Annotated in this window: 17 protein-coding genes and 1 tRNA gene; 8 read left to right on the forward strand and 10 right to left on the reverse strand. The window is 56.5% G+C overall.

Annotated features, from left to right (window positions below):
- Together C7476_RS28505 and C7476_RS12210 are read left to right on the forward strand one after the other, a co-directional pair.
- A partial coding sequence (locus tag C7476_RS28505; protein WP_210207793.1) for a hypothetical protein occupies window positions 1–193 on the forward strand: 193 nt, incomplete at its 5' end.
- A gap of 328 nt (window positions 194–521) precedes the next feature.
- Complete coding sequence (locus C7476_RS12210; protein WP_114430206.1) at window positions 522–1,697, forward strand: alpha/beta hydrolase; 1,176 nt, start codon at window positions 522–524, stop codon at window positions 1,695–1,697.
- A 6-nt stretch (window positions 1,698–1,703) separates the two neighbouring features.
- Here C7476_RS12210 and C7476_RS12215 read toward each other — a convergent pair whose 3' ends face one another.
- The 3 genes from C7476_RS12215 to C7476_RS12225 form a co-directional block, all read right to left on the reverse strand.
- Window positions 1,704–2,183: a MaoC family dehydratase gene (locus tag C7476_RS12215; RefSeq protein WP_112531704.1), complete on the reverse strand. Its 480-nt coding sequence runs from the start codon at window positions 2,181–2,183 to the stop codon at window positions 1,704–1,706.
- Between the two features lie 161 nt (window positions 2,184–2,344).
- Complete coding sequence (locus C7476_RS12220; RefSeq protein ID WP_114430207.1) at window positions 2,345–3,634, reverse strand: Hsp70 family protein; 1,290 nt, start codon at window positions 3,632–3,634, stop codon at window positions 2,345–2,347.
- 121 nt (window positions 3,635–3,755) lie between these two features.
- Window positions 3,756–4,673: a LysR family transcriptional regulator gene (locus C7476_RS12225; RefSeq protein WP_114430208.1), complete on the reverse strand. Its 918-nt coding sequence runs from the start codon at window positions 4,671–4,673 to the stop codon at window positions 3,756–3,758.
- A gap of 100 nt (window positions 4,674–4,773) precedes the next feature.
- Between C7476_RS12225 and C7476_RS12230 the strand changes: the two genes are divergently transcribed.
- A complete protein-coding gene (locus tag C7476_RS12230; protein WP_114430209.1) occupies window positions 4,774–5,778 on the forward strand; it encodes an aldo/keto reductase in 1,005 nt (334 codons plus the stop codon).
- Window positions 5,779–5,824: 46 nt separating this feature from the next.
- Here the strand turns inward: C7476_RS12230 and C7476_RS12235 are convergent, their stop codons facing one another.
- Together C7476_RS12235 and gnd are read right to left on the reverse strand one after the other, a co-directional pair.
- Entirely contained in the window at window positions 5,825–6,493 is a 669-nt protein-coding gene (locus C7476_RS12235) for a hypothetical protein (protein ID WP_425373974.1), read from the reverse strand.
- A gap of 41 nt (window positions 6,494–6,534) precedes the next feature.
- Complete coding sequence (gene gnd, locus C7476_RS12240) at window positions 6,535–7,572, reverse strand: phosphogluconate dehydrogenase (NAD(+)-dependent, decarboxylating) (protein ID WP_114430210.1); 1,038 nt, start codon at window positions 7,570–7,572, stop codon at window positions 6,535–6,537.
- Between the two features lie 193 nt (window positions 7,573–7,765).
- Between gnd and C7476_RS12245 the strand changes: the two genes are divergently transcribed.
- Complete coding sequence (locus tag C7476_RS12245; RefSeq protein ID WP_114430211.1) at window positions 7,766–7,951, forward strand: hypothetical protein; 186 nt, start codon at window positions 7,766–7,768, stop codon at window positions 7,949–7,951.
- A gap of 66 nt (window positions 7,952–8,017) precedes the next feature.
- On the opposite strand, the gene C7476_RS12250 is transcribed toward C7476_RS12245, so the two are convergent.
- A tRNA-Val gene (locus C7476_RS12250) sits at window positions 8,018–8,092 on the reverse strand.
- A gap of 99 nt (window positions 8,093–8,191) precedes the next feature.
- Window positions 8,192–8,554, reverse strand: a complete 363-nt coding sequence (cpdR, locus tag C7476_RS12255) for a cell cycle two-component system response regulator CpdR (RefSeq protein WP_008124673.1) — start codon at window positions 8,552–8,554, stop codon at window positions 8,192–8,194.
- Window positions 8,555–8,828: 274 nt separating this feature from the next.
- Here cpdR and C7476_RS12260 point away from each other — a divergent pair, with 274 nt between their 5' ends.
- Together C7476_RS12260 and hisN are read left to right on the forward strand one after the other, a co-directional pair.
- The gene (locus tag C7476_RS12260; RefSeq protein ID WP_114430212.1) at window positions 8,829–9,719 is read left to right on the forward strand and encodes an N-formylglutamate amidohydrolase; all 891 of its coding nucleotides are present in this window, start codon (window positions 8,829–8,831) and stop codon (window positions 9,717–9,719) included.
- Window positions 9,720–9,961: 242 nt separating this feature from the next.
- Window positions 9,962–10,735, forward strand: a complete 774-nt coding sequence (gene hisN, locus C7476_RS12265; protein ID WP_114430213.1) for a histidinol-phosphatase — start codon at window positions 9,962–9,964, stop codon at window positions 10,733–10,735.
- Window positions 10,736–10,739: 4 nt separating this feature from the next.
- Here the strand turns inward: hisN and C7476_RS12270 are convergent, their stop codons facing one another.
- Together C7476_RS12270 and C7476_RS12275 are read right to left on the reverse strand one after the other, a co-directional pair.
- The gene (locus C7476_RS12270; protein WP_114430214.1) at window positions 10,740–11,693 is read right to left on the reverse strand and encodes an alpha/beta fold hydrolase; all 954 of its coding nucleotides are present in this window, start codon (window positions 11,691–11,693) and stop codon (window positions 10,740–10,742) included.
- A gap of 273 nt (window positions 11,694–11,966) precedes the next feature.
- Window positions 11,967–12,404, reverse strand: coding sequence for an antifreeze protein (locus C7476_RS12275; RefSeq protein ID WP_114430215.1), 438 nt, complete (start codon window positions 12,402–12,404; stop codon window positions 11,967–11,969).
- A 263-nt stretch (window positions 12,405–12,667) separates the two neighbouring features.
- On the opposite strand from C7476_RS12275, the gene C7476_RS12280 reads away from it, so the two are divergent.
- A complete protein-coding gene (locus C7476_RS12280; protein ID WP_114430216.1) occupies window positions 12,668–13,138 on the forward strand; it encodes an Hsp20 family protein in 471 nt (156 codons plus the stop codon).
- A gap of 51 nt (window positions 13,139–13,189) precedes the next feature.
- Here the strand turns inward: C7476_RS12280 and C7476_RS12285 are convergent, their stop codons facing one another.
- Window positions 13,190–14,239, reverse strand: coding sequence for a threonine aldolase family protein (locus C7476_RS12285; protein WP_114430217.1), 1,050 nt, complete (start codon window positions 14,237–14,239; stop codon window positions 13,190–13,192).
- 530 nt (window positions 14,240–14,769) lie between these two features.
- Between C7476_RS12285 and gltB the strand changes: the two genes are divergently transcribed.
- Window positions 14,770–19,488, forward strand: a complete 4,719-nt coding sequence (gltB, locus tag C7476_RS12290) for a glutamate synthase large subunit (RefSeq protein ID WP_114430218.1) — start codon at window positions 14,770–14,772, stop codon at window positions 19,486–19,488.
- The last annotated feature ends 52 nt before the right edge of the window (window positions 19,489–19,540 follow it).

A 19,540-nucleotide genomic window follows, 5' to 3' on the forward strand; every position in this document is an offset into this window, starting at 1 on the left:
CGTCCTTCCCCACTTTCGAACGGCTCCGGAAGCAGCTCCCCATGGAAAGGACGGGCATAGGATAGCTCAGGTTCGGGGAGCGTGGATAAGTGGCCACGATTATTTTGGTCTGGAGGTTGATCGGGGTGCCTTGAAGGCTGGTGATTTGCCGGATGGCAATGCTGCTGTGCGCCCTTCGACAGGCTCAGGATGAGGCTCACCATGAGGGAAGTAGTGGGTTGCAACGATAGCCGAAGGCGTTGCGACAGGCGTGAGCGTTGCTGTTGCTGGCTCCTTGCAATCATCCCACTTCCCTCATGGTGAGCTTGTCGAACCACGCACAGCAGCAATGCCATTCGGCAAACATTCTCTTTGCGGGAGATTCCTTTGCAGAAGATAACTGAGACAGGGCAGTACAAACCGTAGCGATTATATGGTACTGGCGCTCAACTTTGGACGGTCCACCACAATTGCGCCGCCGTTCGCCCCAATGAGATGCCCGGTGGCTGCAGTTACGCGGTCTCTTCGCATAGAGAATCGTGATGGCTGTAAGAAAGCGTCTGGTTATCAATTTTACCGGTTATGAAGGGTTGCATCCTGACAGGGTGCGCGGCCGATACTTGAACAGCTCTGCCGACTTCAGCCGCCTCTGGAGCGCGACGACCAAGACCCAATCGATGCTCGTTGAAGGGCCGAACATCGCCTCCATGCATATCGAAACCAAGGGCGTCAACTGGCAGACCGAAACGGAATTCTGCCAGTACGGCAGCGCCGATATTTTCGATGCCTACGCCGCGAGAAACGTGGCGACGCGATTTGCCACGGGGCTCATGGCATTCCTCGATGTTATTTTGAGTGGTACGTTTTTTCGCTACCTGCGGACGAGCTGGCGGTTTTGCATCTTCTTTCTTTGGCCGTTTGCCTTCGCCTGCTTCGTCACGCTGGTGACAATCTGTATTGGCCTGTTGCCACTGTTGGGCGGGTTCAACGCACTACATCTGATCTGGACAATACCACCGGCATTGCTGTTTGCTCGGCTGCTGGTCCGCTGGCCAGGTGACAAGGTGTTCTTCTCATATCTGCTTGATGATTGGACCGCCGCATCCGATCGTATTCACCACCGCAATCCAAGTCTGTTGCAACGTAGACGGGAGTTTGCGGAGCATCTCGTGCATAAATTGCAAACGAGTGATGCCGATGAGGTTGTGATCGTCGCGCATAGCCTTGGGACGGTTCCTGCCGTGGAGGCCATAGCCGATGTGTGGCGCAGCAACCCGCAACTTCTAAAACAAAAGCCCGTGTCGCTGCTGGCCGCGGGCTCATGCCTGCTGATGATCGCCTTTCACCCGCGGGCGACGAGCTTGCGCGAAGACACAAGGGTCGTCTTCCAGGAAACGCCGGTGCTCTGGGCTGAATTTCAGACCATCACCGATATCATTCATTTTTATAAGTCGGATCCCGCAGCTGCGCTTGGAATAAACCCGCTCGACCAGCCGATTATCCGGCAAGTCCGTTTCAAGAATATTCACAGTGCTACGCGCTATGCCCGTGCAAAGGCCAATTTCTTCAAGATGCATCTGTTGTTTCTGAAGGGGGCACAAATCCGCAATCCTTACGATATGGGGATGTTTGTGCAGGGCCCGTTCGCATTCAGGGACCTTGTGACGACCTATCGGGAAAGTGGTGCGCCGCTTGATGCAGCCGGCCGCCTTACTTGAACCTGTTCAGTCCATTTCCGGTGGATGTTCGAGCACCGCGATAGTCAGCCAATTGGCGACCAAGGCGGGCTTGAGCGAGTTTTCGATCTCGAGCGTTACTTCATAATTGTTGAGAACACGGCCCGAAGGGCGGATGTCGGCATCCACGAGCTTGAAGCGAGCGCGCACGCGCTTGCCGGATTTTACCGGCGCCATGAAACGCACTTTGTCGAAACCGTAGTTGATGCCCATGGTCGCGCCTTCGATCATCGGGAGCGCCTCATAGGCCAATGTCGACAGGAGCGAGATTGTCAGAAAACCATGGGCGATAGTGCCGCCGAAGGGCGTTTCCGCGGCGCGTTCCGGATCGGTGTGAATGAACTGATGATCGTCGGTGGCGTCAGCAAACAGATTGATCATGTCCTGGCTGACGACGCGCCACTCCGAGCAGCCGATTTCAGTTCCGATGGCTGCCGTCAGTTGCTTGAGCGTAATCGCTTCTTTCATAGTCCCGTTTCCAAACGCATTCTTGAAACTGTTCGATAGACCCTTGCGACCGTATTGTCATCCCTCAAGAATTTGAGGCCAGAGCATTTTCATTTTCTTGGGCTCTTTGTCTTTACGCAACTCCGGACGGAAAACCGGTCCCCACTTTTCCTGGAATTGCTCTAAGCGGTCCACTGGTTGATGTCGTCGCGCTCGCCGATCAGCGCGAGGCCGTGAGCGATCGAGAGCAGTTCGCCGCCGCTCTCGATTCGATCATGATCGAATCGTTCGGTAAAAATACGGCGAACTGCCGGAACGAAGGATGTACCTCCGGTCAGGAATATCTTGTCGATATGGGCAGGAGAGGTCTTGGTCTTTTCGAGAACATCATCAAGCGCGCCTTCGATACGTGCGAGATCGCTGGCGATCCAGCCTTCGAAGTCGGACCGGCGGATAGTCTTGTGGCCGCCGCGCCCGAGCGGTGCAAAGTCGAACTCCGCTTCGGCTGCCGATGAAAGCGCTATCTTGGTGGCGGACACGGCCTGATAGAGAGGATAGCCCTCGTCGTGGTCCACCAGATCCACGAAAATCTCCAGCTTGTCCGGCTCAAGGCTGTCACGGACAAGCTTCTTCAAGGCCGCAAATTCGCGCGAGGTCTTGAAGATCGACAGCTGGTTCCAGCGGCCAAAATTCGCATACCACGAGGCGGGGACTTCGAGTGTCTTGTCGAAGCTTCGAAACAGGCTGCCTTTGCCGATCTGCGGCGCCACGATCTGGTCGATCATGCGATAATCGAAGTGGTCGCCCGCTACGCCAACGCCGGAATGGCCGATCGGCCTCGCGCTGAGCTTGCCAGCTGATGTTTCGAAGCGAATGATCGAATAGTCGGTCGTGCCGCCACCGAAATCGGCAACCAGCACCGTTGCATCGGATTTGAGATTTTGCGCGAAGTAGAAAGCTGCGGCGACAGGCTCATAGACGAAGTGGATTTCCGGAAATCCAAAGCGCGTCAATGCTTCGTTGTAGCGCTCGGTCGCCAGCGCCGGATCTGGATTTGCACCGGCAAAATGGACGGGGCGCCCGGTGACCACACGCGTGATGTCCGCCGGCCAGTTGTCGTCCGCATAGACCTTGAGGCGCCGCAGGAATATCTCCATCAAGTCCTCGAAAGTCTGGCGCTTGGCAAAGATCAAAGTGCCCTGGAACAGCGCACTTGCGGCAAAAGTCTTGATGGATTGCAGGAAACGGCATTCGCCCGGATGGTCGATGAACTGGCGAATGGCGGCATGTCCCGCCTCGACTTTCAAAGCGGATGCGCCTGCGAGGGGATCCTTCATAAAGGACAAAGCGGTTCGCATGCTGTCGGCGGTGCCGGCTGCACTGGTGAAGGCCAGCGAGCGGGTCGACGATCCATCGGCCAAGGCCATAACCGTATTTGTCGTGCCAAAGTCGAAACCCAGCGCCTGAGCCATGGCAGCGCTCCTTATGTACCGGAAATTGATAGGCCGAGAATCTATGAAGGGCGGCGCAAAAAGCACCGCCTCGAATGGGGAGCGCGCGTCATGGCATAGCGGGGCGGTGGATGCAAGAGACCTAGGCTTGAACTTGCGGATGTTCGGTATTTTTGATGAAATCCACAAAGGCCCGGAGCGGTGCAGGCATATGCCTGCGGCTCGGATAGTAGAGACGCGGGCCCGTAAAACTCTGCCACCAGGGGTCAAGCACAGGGACAAGCTCGCGGCTGGCGATGGCCGGGCTCAAATATTCCTCAAACGTATAGATCAGCCCGATACCAGCAATGGCAGCGCCAATGCCGATGTCCGCAGTCGAGGCAATAAGCGGACCTTTGGGCGTGATTTTTATCAGTTTGCCGTTTCGCTCGAATTCCCAGTTTGGAACCACGCCGCTGGCAAATCGGTGACGTATGCAGGCGTGATGGATGAGATCGCGTGGATGCTCGAGCTTGCCGTTTTTTGTGAGGTAAGATGGTGCTGCCGCAGCAATGAAGCGCTGGGTGCGGGGGCCTATCGGGATTGCGATCATATCGCGCTCGATACTTTCGTCGTAGCGGATCCCGGCATCGAAGCCTGCCGCCAGCACATCGATGAAAGTGTCGATAGCCGAAATCTCCAGTGTGATTCCGGGATATGCTGCAAGGAACCGATTGATGATAGGCGGCAGGATCTTCTGCGCCACGATGATCGGTACATTGAGCTTGAGCGTCCCGGTGGGGCTGTCGCGAAAATTGTTGAGAGCATCGAGCGCTCCGGCAATCTCGCCGAGCGCCGGGTCAAGGCGTTCGAGCAGCTGCGTTCCGGCCTCGGTTGGTGTGACGCTGCGTGTCGTGCGATTGAGAAGACGGACGCCGACACGCGCTTCCAGCCGGCGGATGGCTTCGCTCAAGGAAGACGCCGACACACCGCGAAGCGCGGCCGCCGCGCGGAAACTGCGCGTGCGCGCGACAGCTACCAAAGCGCCTAGGTCGGACAGGTCAGGCTCATTCTCATTCATTGTGCATTTTTCCAAACAACCCGTACAGAATAGATGGGATTATCGCACAAACATAGTTGTTTTATATTGATCGGGAACGTTGAAAAACCGGAGCTAGAATATGCAATATCGTCAACTTGGAAAAACCGGACCGCGCGTTTCCGAAATCGGTCTCGGCTGCATGGGCATGTCGGGTATTTATGGACCCTCCGATCGCGACGAAAGCATCGCGACCATTCATGCCTCGCTTGATGCGGGGATCAATCTTCTCGATACCGGGGATTTCTACGGCCTAGGCCACAATGAGATGCTGATTGCAGAAGCGTTGAAGGGCAAGAAGCGTGAGGACGTGGTCATCAGCGTCAAATATGGCGGGCTTCGCGATCCCGCGGGCGGGTGGTCCGGCTTTGATGCAAGGCCTCAGGCAACCAAGAATTTCCTCGCCTATTCACTGGAACGCCTGGGTGTCGACTATATCGACATATATCGGCCGGCGAGACTCGATCCCAATGTGCCGATCGAAGATACGATTGGTGCGATCGCCGACATGGTCAAGGCCGGTTATGTCAAGCACATTGGCCTGTCCGAGGTCGGCTCGGCAACGATCCGCAAGGCCGCGGCAGTGCATCCGATCGTCGACCTGCAAATCGAGTATTCGCTGATTTCGCGCGGCATCGAGGATGGTATTCTTGAGACATGCCGCGAACTCGACATCGGTATCACCGCCTACGGCGTGCTTTCACGCGGTCTCATCAGCGGGCACTGGACAAAGGTTGCCATGGGTCCCGGCGATTACCGCACGCACAGCCCGCGATTCCAGGGCGACAACGTCGACAAGAACCTGGCGTTGGTCGAGGCGCTGCAGAAGATTGCGGCCGGAAAGGGCGTGACGGTGGCGCAGATCGCGATTGCCTGGGTCGCGGCGCAGGGCAAGGACATCATACCGGTGATCGGCGCGCGGCGGCGCGACCGGTTGAGTGAGGCGCTGGGTGCGATCGACGTCACGCTTACGAGCGAAGACCTAAACGCTATCGAAAATGCCGTGCCGAAAGGCGCCGCTGCCGGGACGCGCTATGCCGAAGTGCAGATGGCGCATCTCGATAGCGAAGTTGGCGCTCACCATTGAGTGCATATCCCGGAAGCAGTACTGTTTCCGGGATATTATCTTGTGATTACATGGGTGGAACGACGCCGTTCGTGCCGACGACGACGCGCTTCGAGGTGAGGGTGCCATCGCTGCCCTTCTCGGCGGCGACGAAGACGGTAGCACCCGGCTTCAGATCGTCCTTTGTGGCCTGAATGAGCGTGACAATTGGCGTGCCGTCGGGAACAGCAATTTTCTTTTCACCGCCACGATAGGTGACTGTGAGGGTGCGGCCATCCACGTCCTTGACCGCATCGGCGACAGTCGCATTCGTCATGCTGCTATTCGGCTTCAAATCCCATGGACGGTCGCCTTCACCTGTGCCCTTGAGTGCAGCCGGAAAGATTACGACCTCTAGCGCGCTGTTGCCTCCTTCGCTTTTCGGCACGTTGGATATCCCGACGAAATCGCCCTTCTTGATGTCATCCAGCGACGCCTTGGCGACGCCGCCGACGACCCAACCATCACTCAAAGTGACGGTGGCATCCGGTCCCTCGCGCGTCTTCACCACGATGGTTGTGCCGTTGAAACTCTCGATTGTTCCACGGACATTGGCTCTGTTCGACGCCTTCGTCGTCATGGTTGACTGACCCTTCTTCATCATGCTTTGGGCGCTGGCCTCCAGCGGCAGCGCCATCGCCACGCCAGCGGCCAAAGCCAGTATCGGAAGGGTCGATCTCAGCATTTTCAAATCCATGACTTTATACTCCTGTATGCACAGGCGTCCGGCGGGCGGGATTACCCAGCCGGTTTCGGCGCCTGTTTTTCCACGTGTCCGCCAAACTCACGTCGCATGGCGGACAGGATCTTGTTGGCAAAGTCGGCATTGCCGCGCGAAGAGAAGCGTTCCTGCAGGGCAGCGCTGAGAACGGGCGTCGGTACGGCCTCGTCGATCGCGGCCATGACGGTCCAGCGGCCTTCGCCCGAATCCGAGACGCGCCCCTCATAACTCGCGAGCGCCGGGTCGCCGTGCAATGCATCGGCTGTGAGGTCGAGAAGCCAGGAACTGACGACGCTGCCGCGACGCCATACTTCGGCAATGTCCGGCAGGTTGAACTCGTACTGATAATGCTCGGGGTTCTGCAACGGCGTCGTTTCAGCATCGACCTCATGCGAGCGCAGGCCGATATCGGCATTGCGCAGAATGTTGAGGCCTTCCGCATAGGCAGCCATCAATCCGTATTCGATGCCATTATGGACCATCTTGACAAAATGCCCAGCGCCATGGGGTCCGCAATGCAAGTAACCCTGATCGGCAGTGCTGCCGGCTACCGGGTTCTCCAGACGGCTCGGTGTCTCGGGTACATTGCCTTTGCCAGGCGCAAGGGCGGCAAGGATCGGGGAGAGGTGTTGAACGATATCCTTTTCGCCGCCGATCATCAGGCAATAGCCGCGTTCGAAGCCAAATATACCGCCACTCGTCCCAACATCGACATAGTGGATGCCGCTGGATTTCAACTCGCCGCTGCGGCGGATGTCATCGTGATAGTAAGAATTGCCGCCATCGATGACGATATCGTCCTTGTCGAGCAGCGGAACCAATTGTGCCAGAACCTTGTCCACGACCGCGGCCGGCAGCATCAGCCAGACCGCGCGGGGCTTTGTCAGCGTCGAGACAAATTCTGGCAGCGACGTGCTGCCCTTGGCGCCGAGGCTCTGTAACTCCAGCATGCTCTCGGCGCGCGTGTCGTAAACGACACAGTCGTGACCATGCTTCATCAGGCGCTGCGCCATGTTGCTGCCCATACGCCCCAGTCCAATCATACCAAGCTGCATCTCGAATCTCCGCCGAAGGGTTACCATTGTTCAGGAGGCTACACCCAAACGGCGACAGGGCAATGCCACCGGTTACGTAGGTCGGTGTATCTGGCGGTACAAGCGACCCACGTGGTCATAAGATCGTGATGGAAGAGCATGGCCGGAGACAGCGCCGGCATGCCTGGCCCTGCAGACCGCGGCGCGGGCTGGCATGGATATTGCGGCGCTACCCTGCGATCTCGCCGACGCTGATCCGGAACTTCGGCGGGTCGATTCCCCACTCCCCGACATGGAAGTTTCCTTGTGGCTGCTTACGCATCCAGATCTCACGCGCGTCGCCCGGATTCGGACCGGTCTCGACGTTCTCGCATACCATCTCATTGACGGCGCGCGCTGATTGAGGGGCGCGAGCCGAGCAGGTGAAACAGTGGCCAGCGGCCCGATGCAGTGTCTGGGGTTCAGATGGTGGGCGTGACAGGGATTGAACCTGTGACCCCTACGATGTCAACGTAGTGCTCTCCCGCTGAGCTACACGCCCATCTGACGGGCGCATACACCATATTGAATTGGCTCCGTCAATAGCTGTGGCGAGAACTATCAGGCTTTCTTCATAACAAGGAACGAATGCCGCAGCCTATCAGGCTGCGACAAGCATTTTCTCGATTTCATTGACAAGATCGCGCAGGTGGAAAGGCTTGGAAAGCACCTTGGCGTCTTTCGGAGCCTTCGAATCGGCATTGAGCGCCACAGCAGCAAAGCCGGTAATGAACATGATCTTCAGGTCTGGATCGATTTCCGAAGCGCGGCGCGCCAACTCGATACCGTCCATTTCCGGCATGACAATATCGGTTAGAAGCAGTGAAAACGGCTCTTCGCGCAATCGATCATAGGCGCTGGCGCCATTGTCGAAATGCGTGACGTGATATCCCGCTTTCTCCAGTGCCTTGACCAGAAAGCGCCGCATATCATTGTCATCTTCCGCAAGAAGGATTCTCTTCATCAGTCCGTCCGAATTGGTTAGCACCCGATCATCCCCAGATCAGCGTCCATCACGATTCAAGAAACGCTTTTTTGGTAAAGATCGCGTGAATGATTTGCTAGAAATAAGCGTGAAAGCTGCAAAAGTCGAGGTACCGTTTCGCGGGAAAAGCACCCCAACAGGTGTAACTTGCATACGTCAGAAAGTTGGTCACGGTGGACCATTGGTCAATTCCATCTGGAGGAAACTTGATCTAGAGTGGTACCATAACAGTAATGAACCTTCGAAGTGAGCGATGACGGCCGAGCGTGATTTTCCTGACAGCCCGCCTTATGAATTGCGGCAACCGTCCGATCAACGCATTCCGTTCGTTTTCAATTCACCCCATAGCGGACGATATTATCCGGCGGCCTTCCTACAACAATCGCAACTCGACCCGCACACGGTCCGGCGTTCGGAAGATTGCTTCGTCGACCAGCTGTTTGCCTCGGCAGTCATGATCGGCGCGCCCTTGATGGTGGCACATTTTCCTCGGGCCTATCTAGATGTGAATCGCGAGCCTTACGAGCTCGACGCCAAAATGTTTCTCGAACCCCTGCCGTCGTACGCCAACGGGCATTCCGCCCGGGTTGCGGGCGGTCTGGGGACAATTCCCCGCCTCGTAGGCGAAGGGCAGGAAATCTATGCGCACAAGCTTCACATCGTAGAAGCGCTGAGCCGTATCGAAACAATCTACAGGCCATATCACGCGCTCCTCGGAGATACTCTCGTCACAACACGCGAACGCTTTGGCTATGGCGTCCTTGTTGATTGTCATTCGATGCCGACAGGCATTCGTTTTCCAGAAAGCGGCATGCGCCCGGATTTCATCATCGGTGACAGGTTTGGTACAAGTTGCGCGCCCGAGCTCGCAAACGCGGCGATCCAGCTGCTTCGGGAGCTGGGCTATGTGGTGGCCCACAACAAACCTTATGCCGGCGGCTATATTACCGAGCATTACGGGCGGCCACTCAAGCAGTTTCATACTCTGCAGATCGAGGTCAATCGTGGTCTTTACCTCAACGAACACAGCTACGAAAAGAAGGCAGGCTTCGATCAGCTGCAACGGGATATTGCACTTTTTCTACGGGATATCGTGTCGCTGCCGGATTTCTATTTCCTGGATACGCCGCTTGCTGCCGAATAGCGCTTCATCAGGATCTTAAACAAAAAAAAGACCGCGCGTAAGCGCGGCCCAAGTCTAGGGAGGAAACGCCCAAGGAGGGCATAGACAGGTCGCCCTGTCCATGTATCAATCTATGCTGCGCCGCACAAATGTCAAGTGTTTTGTGTGTTTTTTTGGGCACAATTATTAGGTGCCTAAAAAAAATGCAATAAATTCGCCGACGTGGCAAGAAAATGAGGATATTTTAATCGCAAGGAGCTATTTTGGTCATTAAACTTTCTTTTTTGAAGCAAATCGCCGCGGTCGCAGCGGAGCAGACGTTGCCGCGATTCCGCACGATTTCGCTCATCGATAATAAATATCAGACGGGTTTTGACCCTGTGACAGAGGCTGACCGAGAGGCTGAAAAGGCGATTCGCAAACTGATCAATGCAAGTTTTCCGGATCACGGTATTCTCGGCGAAGAGTTCGGCGGCGAAAATCTCGATCACTCGCATGTCTGGGTGATCGACCCGATCGATGGTACCCGCGCGTTCATTTCCGGTATTCCTGTATGGGGAACATTGGCCGGTCTTACCATCGACGGCGATGCGGTGGCGGGGCTCATGGCCCAACCGTTTACCAATGAGCTGTTCATGTGTGACGGTGACGCTTCATGGTACGAGGGTCCGGGTGGTATTCGCCGCCTCGAAACGCGGAAAACCACCGAACTTTCCGAGGCAACACTGTTTACGACCACACCGGCAATGTTCAAGGATGAGAAGCGCGCCGCCTATGATCGGGTCGAACAAAGCGTGCGGCTCGCACGCTACGGCACGGATTGTTACGCTTATTCCATGCTGGCTGCCGGCTTCGTCGATCTCGTTGTCGAAACCGGCCTGCATCCATATGACATTGTGGCGCTTGTTCCGATCATCGAAAAGGCCGGTGGTGTGATCACCACGTGGGATGGAGGTCCGGCGGAGAAGGCCGGCGATATCGTTGCTGCTGCGACGCCCGAACTGCACGCCAAGACTCTGGAATTGCTCAACCGTTGATGTTCTATTCCGTCTCGCTGCCGGTGCCGGGAATGAAGGCGTCGAATGCGGCAAAAAACTGCTCGCGATAGAAATCCTTCTCCTGGAGGATTTCATGCTTGGCGCCATCAATTGTCAGCAATGTGGAGTTGCGCAGTTGCAAGGCATAACGCTCGATTGCCGGGGTGGAGACGACGCTGTCGGCTCCCGCTGCAACCATCAGCATGGGAATGCGGATCGTTTCAATGAATTCCGGCCGACTGATCTTTTTGATCGCTTTGGCGGCTGCGACGATCCAGCTTGCCGTGGGCCCGCCGATGGCCAGTTCAGGCGCTTTTTCGAGAATCTCGCAATTGCGCAGGTAACGCGCCGCATCGGACGTTACTTCATTGAAGTCAAATGGCCTTATCTGGTGCGGACCGCCAAGCATATAAGCCCGGCCAAGTCCTGCATAGCGAAGTGTGCTCGCGCCAACCCGCGCAATCGTCTTTCTGGCGCGGCTGCCGTTGATATCCAATAGCGGCGCGATCAGGACCATCCGGCGGATACGATTCGAAAGGGCTGGGGCGGCTAGCAGGGCCGCAAGCGCTCCAGTGGAATGAGCCAGGATGTAGAATGGCCCGCGGCAATCGGGCAGGAGGACATGTTCGAACAGTTGCTCGAAATCGACCGCGTAGTCGTCAAAGCTCTTTACATAGCCCTTTGCGGCATTTCGCAGGAGCCGGCTGGATGCACCCTGGCCGCGCCAGTCGAATGTCGCAACTGTAAAGCCACGGTTAGCGACGTCGCGGACGGTCTCGAAATATTTTTCGATGCACTCGTTACGGCCGTGCAGGATGATGACTGTGCCCTGCGCAGGCTGGGCACTGGCCGGGGTGACGGTATAGCGGAGTTCCTTGCCGTCGCGAAGATTGAGTGAATCAACGCGTGTGCCGGACGGGATGGGATTGGATGAAGTTTCGACAAGCGGTCTGATCATTTGGTCTGGTCAATTCCTCGCCGCCAATAGTCTCCGCCTGTGATAAAATGTGGCGCTGCAAAGGTCAAACCGCAGTTGGATCATTTCCGTTTTTCTTCGAATCGCGGAATTGCTCTAACTCTTTGTTTTACGCAATCCCGGATGGAAAACCAGTTCTCACTTTTCCTGGGATTGCTCTAGAAAAAGAATGACCGGAAACTCGCCTGAGAGCTTCCGGTCAGTTCATTCCGGATGGAAGGGACGTTACACCCGGAACGAATTCGGCTTTTATACTCAGTAAGCCGGGTTTATTTCGATGCTGAAACCGCTTTCACGACGATCACGATAACGATCACCGCCCATGCGGCGGGTTTCCAGAATGTCTCCATCACGCGAAACGACGACAAGGACCGGATTGCCACGACGTGCGGCACGCACGAAATAGCGCCCACGCTCGAAGTCCACGTCACGGACCCGGTAACCACGGCGTTCAAGCATACGCGCTACGTCGCGGGGACCAAATCGTTCGCGACGGTCATCACGATAGTAGCGGCGGCTCTCGCCATCATAGTAGCGGCGTTCCTGAACCAGATAGCCATCGGCGCCACCGCTGTCGTCAAGATATTCGGCAGCCGCGTCAGCACGGTAATAGCGGCTGTCGGCCATTGCCGAAGCAGCAAACCCGGTAACGAGAAGTGCCGCAGCGGTAAGTGCGAGGACGGTTTTCTTCATTGTCGTATCCTTTTTAGTATCGGTTCGTTTCCAACCTTGGTGCATTTATAGTCACATCCACGTGAACGTATTCCGAAGATGATGTTCATTTTGCGTTCATCCACAGCCACACTTTGTAACCTCTTGAAATCCGCCGGCGGGCTAACCAGATAATTTCTGTGACCGCCATATCGGGGTCACTGGTTCGACGGAACTTGCCACAAAGGGAGTTCTACCGAGAGCCAAAACACGCAAACATTGTCGCTCTAAAGGAGGGCTTAAACATGCGTCACGTTGATTTTTCCCCACTCTACCGCTCAACCGTTGGTTTTGACCGGCTTTTCACCATTCTCGACAGTCTGGCCCAGCCAGAAGGTGCCCAGACCTATCCGCCCTACAATATCGAGCGGACTGGCGAGAACACCTATCTCATCACCATCGCTGTTGCCGGGTTCTCGGAGGACGAGATCCAGATCGAGGCACATCGCAACCAGCTCAAGGTGACGGGCGAGAAGGCTGTAGAGAAGTCTGATGAAAAGGCCGAAACGCTTTACCGCGGTATCGCCTCGCGCGCTTTCGAGCGCCGCTTCCATCTTGCCGATTTCGTCGAAGTCAGTGGTGCGAGCCTGAAAAACGGCCTTTTGCACATTGAACTCAAGCGCGAAATTCCGGAGGAGATGAAGCCGCGCAAGATCGCTGTTACTTCCTTGTCCGACAAGGAAGCCAAACAGATCGAGGCAAAGGCCACGAACTAAGCGTTTGGCGTAACGAGTGAGCAAAAGCGGCGCAGCAATGCGCCGCTTTTTTTATGCGATCAGGTCGCCAAACCGGTCGATTTCTTGCGGGGTCGTGGCAAAGCTTGTGACGAGCCGCACAAGCGTTTCGTTTTCCCCGACCAGATTTCTTTCAGAGTGCGGGGCCCTCCAGTCGTAGAATACAGCGCCTGCTTCATGCAGCTTCGTCGACATGTCCTTTGCCATGATCGCGAAGACTTCGTTTGCGCGAGGTTGCCAAGCGAGTCGCAACTTCGTCGACGCTTTAATATGATCGGCGAGGTGCGCCGCCATGTCATTGGCATGGGCGGCAAGTTCCAGCCACAACCCATCAGTAAAATACGCCTCGAACTGAGCAGCTATGAAACGGGACTTCGAGAAAAGCTGTGCGGACCGCTTGCGGATGAACGGCATTTCTCGAGCATGGGCCGGGTTCATGAATACAAGTGCCTCGGCGCACCAGCAGCCATTTTTAGTGCCTCCGAAGGAGAGTATTTCGACGCCCTGACGCCAGGTCATATCCGCAGGCAAACAGCCTAGCGACACAAGCGCATTGGCAAAGCGCGCACCATCCATGTGCAGCGGCAAGCCATTCTCGCGGCAAAGGGTTGAAATGGCTGCAATTTCATTGAGTTCATAAAGTGTACCGATTTCACTGGATTGGGTGATCGAAACGCCCATCGGCTGGCCGGCATGCACATTGCCCGGTGCAAAGCCTTTTATCGCCGCTTTCAGATTGTCGATATGCATGAGGCCGACGGCGCCGTCGATCGCCTGAAAACGCGCGCCGGCGGTGAGGAAACCTGGCGCACCGCCTTCATCTTCAATGATATGCGCTTCGCGATGAGCGAACGTCACACCACCAGGCTTCGCAACAGCTGCCTGCGCCAGCGAATTTGCGGCCGTGCCTGTGCCAACGAAAAACACCGTGACCTCTCGCTCGAATATCTCGTTGAACGTCTGTGCGACCGCCTTATCGAGCGCGCTTGTGCCATAGGCGGCTGCAAAGCCATCCGCATGTTTGCTCAAACTCTCGGCAATCTTCGGGTGGGCTCCGGCCCAATTATCGGAAGCAAAATGCATAATCGACCTTACGATTTTCCACTGACGCGCAAACGCATACGCCTTTCATCTGCTGGTGAAAAGGGAGCGGAGGATGCTATCCATGCGGAAGTGGTTGTTTATACCGCCTCTTGTAGAGGAAATCGCATGCTTTGAAACTAACGGCATACTTTTGAAGCGTTTTGAGCAATGATATTTCGTTGAATGGTGATATTTTTTGCTTTTCCATCTTGTTTGTTTGGAATAATTCTGGCATACGATAATAAGACAGCATTGCTGTCCTATTTGTGCGAACTGAAAACGAGGATGGTGAGCAGGCGCTTCCGTCCTTATAATAGTGACCGCAATCCGCACCGGAAGATATGCCGCATGAAGCGGGACTGGAATTATGGTATTCCGTCTCCTGCGGATAATCCCAAAAACCGAAACGGTTTTTGAAAAGGATTATCCGCAAAATTAAAATGCTGCTGCGTCCTTTATGCGTCCAAGAGACGCGTGGCGCAGCAAGAGATATTACCGCCCGGCGAGGGCGCCAAACGGAGGAATTGACGATGTCGGATTTGACGCCATCTGTAACGACTGAACTCGCTCAGGCCGTACAGAATCGTGCGGTCAAAACCAATAAATCGTCAGGTTTTCCTGTCCGACAAGGCCTTTACGACCCGCGCAACGAACATGACGCCTGTGGCGTCGGCTTCATCGCGCATATGAAGGGCGTGAAGTCGCACAAGGTCATCGAGGACGGGCTGTTCATGCTCGAAAACCTCACTCATCGCGGTGCTGTGGGCGCGGATCCTCTGATGGGCGATGGTGCCGGGCTGCTCGTACAGATTCCTGATGCGTTCTTCCGTGCCGACTGGGCCGAAAAAGGCGTCGAGCTTCCTCCGATCAATCACTATGCCGTCGGCTATCTGTTCATGCCGCAGGACCCTGAAGACCGCGCGCACATCGAGGCGGTGATCACCGAAGTTATCGCTTCGGAAGGACAATCGCTTATCGGCTTCCGCGATGTTCCCGTCGACAACTCATCCTTGTCCAAAGCACCCCACATTGCCGAGACAGAGCCATTCCACCGGCAGGTCTTCATCGGTCGCAACCCCAACATCGAAACCAACGAGGATTTCGAAGGCAGGCTCTATGTTCTGCGCAAGGTAATTTCGAACCGCATCTATCAGGAGAATGGCGGCAGGGAGAGCGATTTCTATGTCGTTTCCATGTCGGCGCGCACGATCGTATATAAGGGCATGTTCCTCGCTTATCAGGTCGGCGCCTATTACAAGGACCTGAAGGATCCGCGTTTCGAAAGTGCCGTCGCCCTGGTGCATCAGCGGTTTTCCACGAACACGTTTCCGTCGTGGAAGCTCGCGCACCCCTATCGCATGGTCGCGCATAACGGCGAAATCAACACGCTGCGCGGCAACGTCAACTGGATGGCGGCGCGGCAGGCTTCGGTCGACAGCGAGTACTTTGGCAACGATATTTCCAAGCTCTGGCCCATCTCTTATGAAGGCCAGTCGGACACAGCATGTTTCGATAACGCATTGGAGTTCCTGTTCCAGGGCGGGTACTCGCTTGCCCATTCGATGATGATGTTGATCCCGGAAGCATGGTCCGGCAACAAGCTTATGGCCGATGACCGCAAGGCGTTCTACGAGTATCACGCGGCACTCATGGAACCATGGGATGGTCCGGCAGCGGTTGCCTTCACTGACGGCCGCCAGATTGGCGCAACTCTCGACCGCAACGGACTGCGCCCGGCGCGTTATCTCGTCACCGATGATGATTTTGTGATCATGGCATCGGAAGCCGGGGTTCTGCCCGTCCCGGAAGAGAAGATCGTCAAGAAGTGGCGGCTGCAGCCAGGCCGCATGCTGCTGATCGACATGGAAAAGGGCGAGATCGTTTCAGATGACACGATCAAGTCGGAGATCGCCAACCGCCATCCTTACAAGCAGTGGCTGAAGAACACGCAGCTCATTCTGGAAGAACTGAGCCCGGTGGAACCACGCGCGCTGCGCAAGGATGTCAGTCTTCTCGATCGTCAGCAGGCTTTCGGCTACACGCAGGAAGACACGCGCATCCTGATGGCGCCCATGGCGACTACGGGCCAGGAAGCTATCGGATCGATGGGTACGGACACGCCGATCTCGGCGATGTCTGACAAGTCGAAGATGCTTTACACCTACTTCAAGCAGAACTTTGCGCAGGTGACCAACCCGCCGATCGATCCAATCCGCGAAGAGCTGGTGATGAGCCTTGTGTCCTTCATCGGGCCGCGTCCCAACATCTTCGATCTGGTGGGCACATCGCGCCGCAAGCGGCTTGAGGTGCGCCAGCCGATCCTGACCAATGGCGATCTGGAAAAGATACGGTCGATCGGTCACACGGAAGATCGTTTCGACACCAAGACGCTGGACACCGCCTATAACGTCGAAGAAGGCGCGGCAGGCATGGCCGGTGCAGTCGAGCGGCTTTGCGACCGCGCTGAAGCAGCGGTGCATGGCGGTTATAACATCATTATCTTGTCGGACCGTCAGGTGGGGCCGGATCGCATCCCGATCCCTGCGCTACTCGCGGTGGCGGCGGTTCATCATCACCTGATTCGCAAAGGCTTGCGCACATCGGTCGGTCTTGTGGTCGAATCCGGTGAGCCGCGCGAAGTGCATCATTTCTGCTGCCTTGCCGGCTATGGTGCGGAAGCGATCAATCCCTATCTGGCATTCGACACGCTGCTCGACATGCACAAGCGCGGCGAGTTCCCGCCGGAAGTCGACTCGCGCGAAATCGTCTCGCGTTACATCAAGTCGATTGGCAAGGGCATTTTGAAGGTCATGTCCAAGATGGGCATTTCCACATACCAGTCCTATTGCGGTGCGCAGATCTTCGATGCGGTGGGCCTCAAATCCGAATTCGTTGACCGGTACTTCTTCGGGACAGCAACCATGATTGAGGGTGTAGGCCTTGAAGAGGTTGCGGAGGAAACCGTTCGCCGGCACCGCGACGCATTCAGCAATGATCCTGTGCTGATGAGCTCGCTTGAGGTCGGTGGCGAATATGCCTACCGCATCCGCGGCGAGGCGCATCTGTGGTCGCCCGATGCCGTGGCAAAGCTCCAGCACGCCGTGCGGACTGAATCGCCGGCGACGTTCAAAGAATATTCCGACATGGTCAACAGCCAGTCGGCGCAGGCACAGACGATCCGCGGCCTGTTCAAGATCAAAATGGCGTCGGATACTGGTCGCAAGCCCATCCCGATCGATCAGGTCGAGTCTGCCAAAGACATTGTCAAGCGGTTCTCGACCGGGGCCATGTCCTTCGGTTCGATCAGCCGCGAGGCCCATACGACACTGGCCATTGCCATGAACCGGATCGGCGGCAAGTCGAACACCGGCGAGGGTGGCGAGGAGCCGGATCGGTTCTATCCGCTTCCCGATGGGAAGCCAAATCCCGAGCGCTCGGCGATCAAGCAGGTAGCGTCCGGCCGTTTTGGTGTGACGACGGAATATCTCGTCAACTCCGACATGATGCAGATCAAGGTCGCGCAGGGTGCCAAGCCCGGCGAAGGCGGTCAGCTACCCGGCCACAAGGTCGATGCGACTGTCGCCAAGACCCGTCATTCCACGCCTGGTGTCGGTCTGATTTCGCCGCCGCCTCACCATGACATCTATTCCATCGAGGATCTGGCACAGCTCATCTACGATCTGAAGAACGTCAATCCGGAAGCGGATGTCTCGGTCAAGCTCGTTTCGGAAGTCGGCGTCGGAACTGTCGCGGCCGGTGTTGCCAAGGCGCGTGCCGATCATATCACGATTTCCGGTTATGACGGCGGAACGGGCGCTTCGCCGCTGACATCGCTCAAGCATGCGGGCAGTCCATGGGAAATGGGGCTGGCCGAAACACAGCAAACGCTGGTGCTCAATGGGCTTCGCTCGCGCATCGCCCTTCAGGTGGACGGTGGTTTACGGACTGGCCGCGACGTCATTATCGGTGCGCTGCTTGGCGCCGACGAGTTCGGTTTCTCGACGGCTCCTTTGATCGCAACGGGCTGCATCCTGATGCGCAAGTGCCATCTCAACACTTGTCCTGTCGGTGTCGCAACGCAGGATCCGGTCCTGCGCAAGCGCTTCAAGGGCACGCCGGAACACGTCATCAACTTCTTCTTCTATATGGCGGAAGAGGTGCGGCAGTTCCTGGCAGAGATGGGCTATACGAAGCTTGAAGAGATCGTCGGCAAGGCCGAGCTTCTCGAAAAGCGCGAGATGATCGATCACTGGAAAGCCAAGGGTCTTGATTTCACACGCATTTTCCACAAGCCGGAAGCGCCCGAGGAGAAGACACGCTGGACCGAACGGCAGAACCACCCGATCGTCGATATACTCGACCGCAAGCTGATCGAGCAGGCGAAGACCGCGCTCGAAACCAAGATTCCGGTCAAGATCGAGATGGGTATCAAGAACGTCGATCGTTCCGCCGGCGCGATGCTGTCGGGTGAAGTCGCCAAGCGGTATCGCCATAAAGGTCTGAAAGAAGATACGATCTCCGTCAAGTTCACCGGAACTGCTGGGCAATCCTTTGGGGCGTTCCTCGCGCGCGGCATTTCGTTCGAACTGATCGGCGACGGCAATGACTATGTCGGCAAGGGCCTTTGCGGCGGCCGCATCGTCATTCGTCCGCCGGAGAACACGAAAATCGTGCCAGAAGACTCGATCATTGTTGGCAATACCGTGCTTTACGGTGCTATCGAGGGCGAGGCCTATTTCCGCGGCGTGGCGGGTGAGCGTTTCGCTGTCCGGAACTCCGGCGCCATTGCTGTCGTCGAAGGCACAGGCGATCACGGCTGCGAGTACATGACCGGCGGTGTCGTCGTTGTGATTGGCCAGACCGGCCGTAACTTTGCAGCCGGCATGTCCGGCGGTGTTGCCTATGTACTTGATGAAGCGGGCGATTTTGCCCAGCGCTGCAATATGGCGATGGTCGAACTGGAGCCGGTTCCGGAGGAGGACGACATCCTCGAGAAGCTGCATCATCACGGCGGCGACCTCGCGCACAAGGGACGCGTCGATGTTTCGGGCAATATGACCCGTCACGATGAAGAGCGTCTGGTGCAGCTGATCTCGAACCACATGCACTATACGGGTTCGGGCCGCGCCAAGGAGATTCTCGACAATTGGGAAACCTTCAGGCCGAAATTCGTGAAAGTCATGCCGGTCGAATATCGCCGCGCGCTCGAAGACATGGAGCGCATGCGGATGGGTGTCGCAGCCGAATAATATCAATGCTTTACGCTTGGAGCGTTGCCGCGGCGACGCTCAGCATGGGAAC

The sequence above is a fragment of the Phyllobacterium bourgognense genome, from assembly GCF_003337575.1.
Classification (GTDB): domain Bacteria; phylum Pseudomonadota; class Alphaproteobacteria; order Rhizobiales; family Rhizobiaceae; genus Phyllobacterium; species Phyllobacterium bourgognense.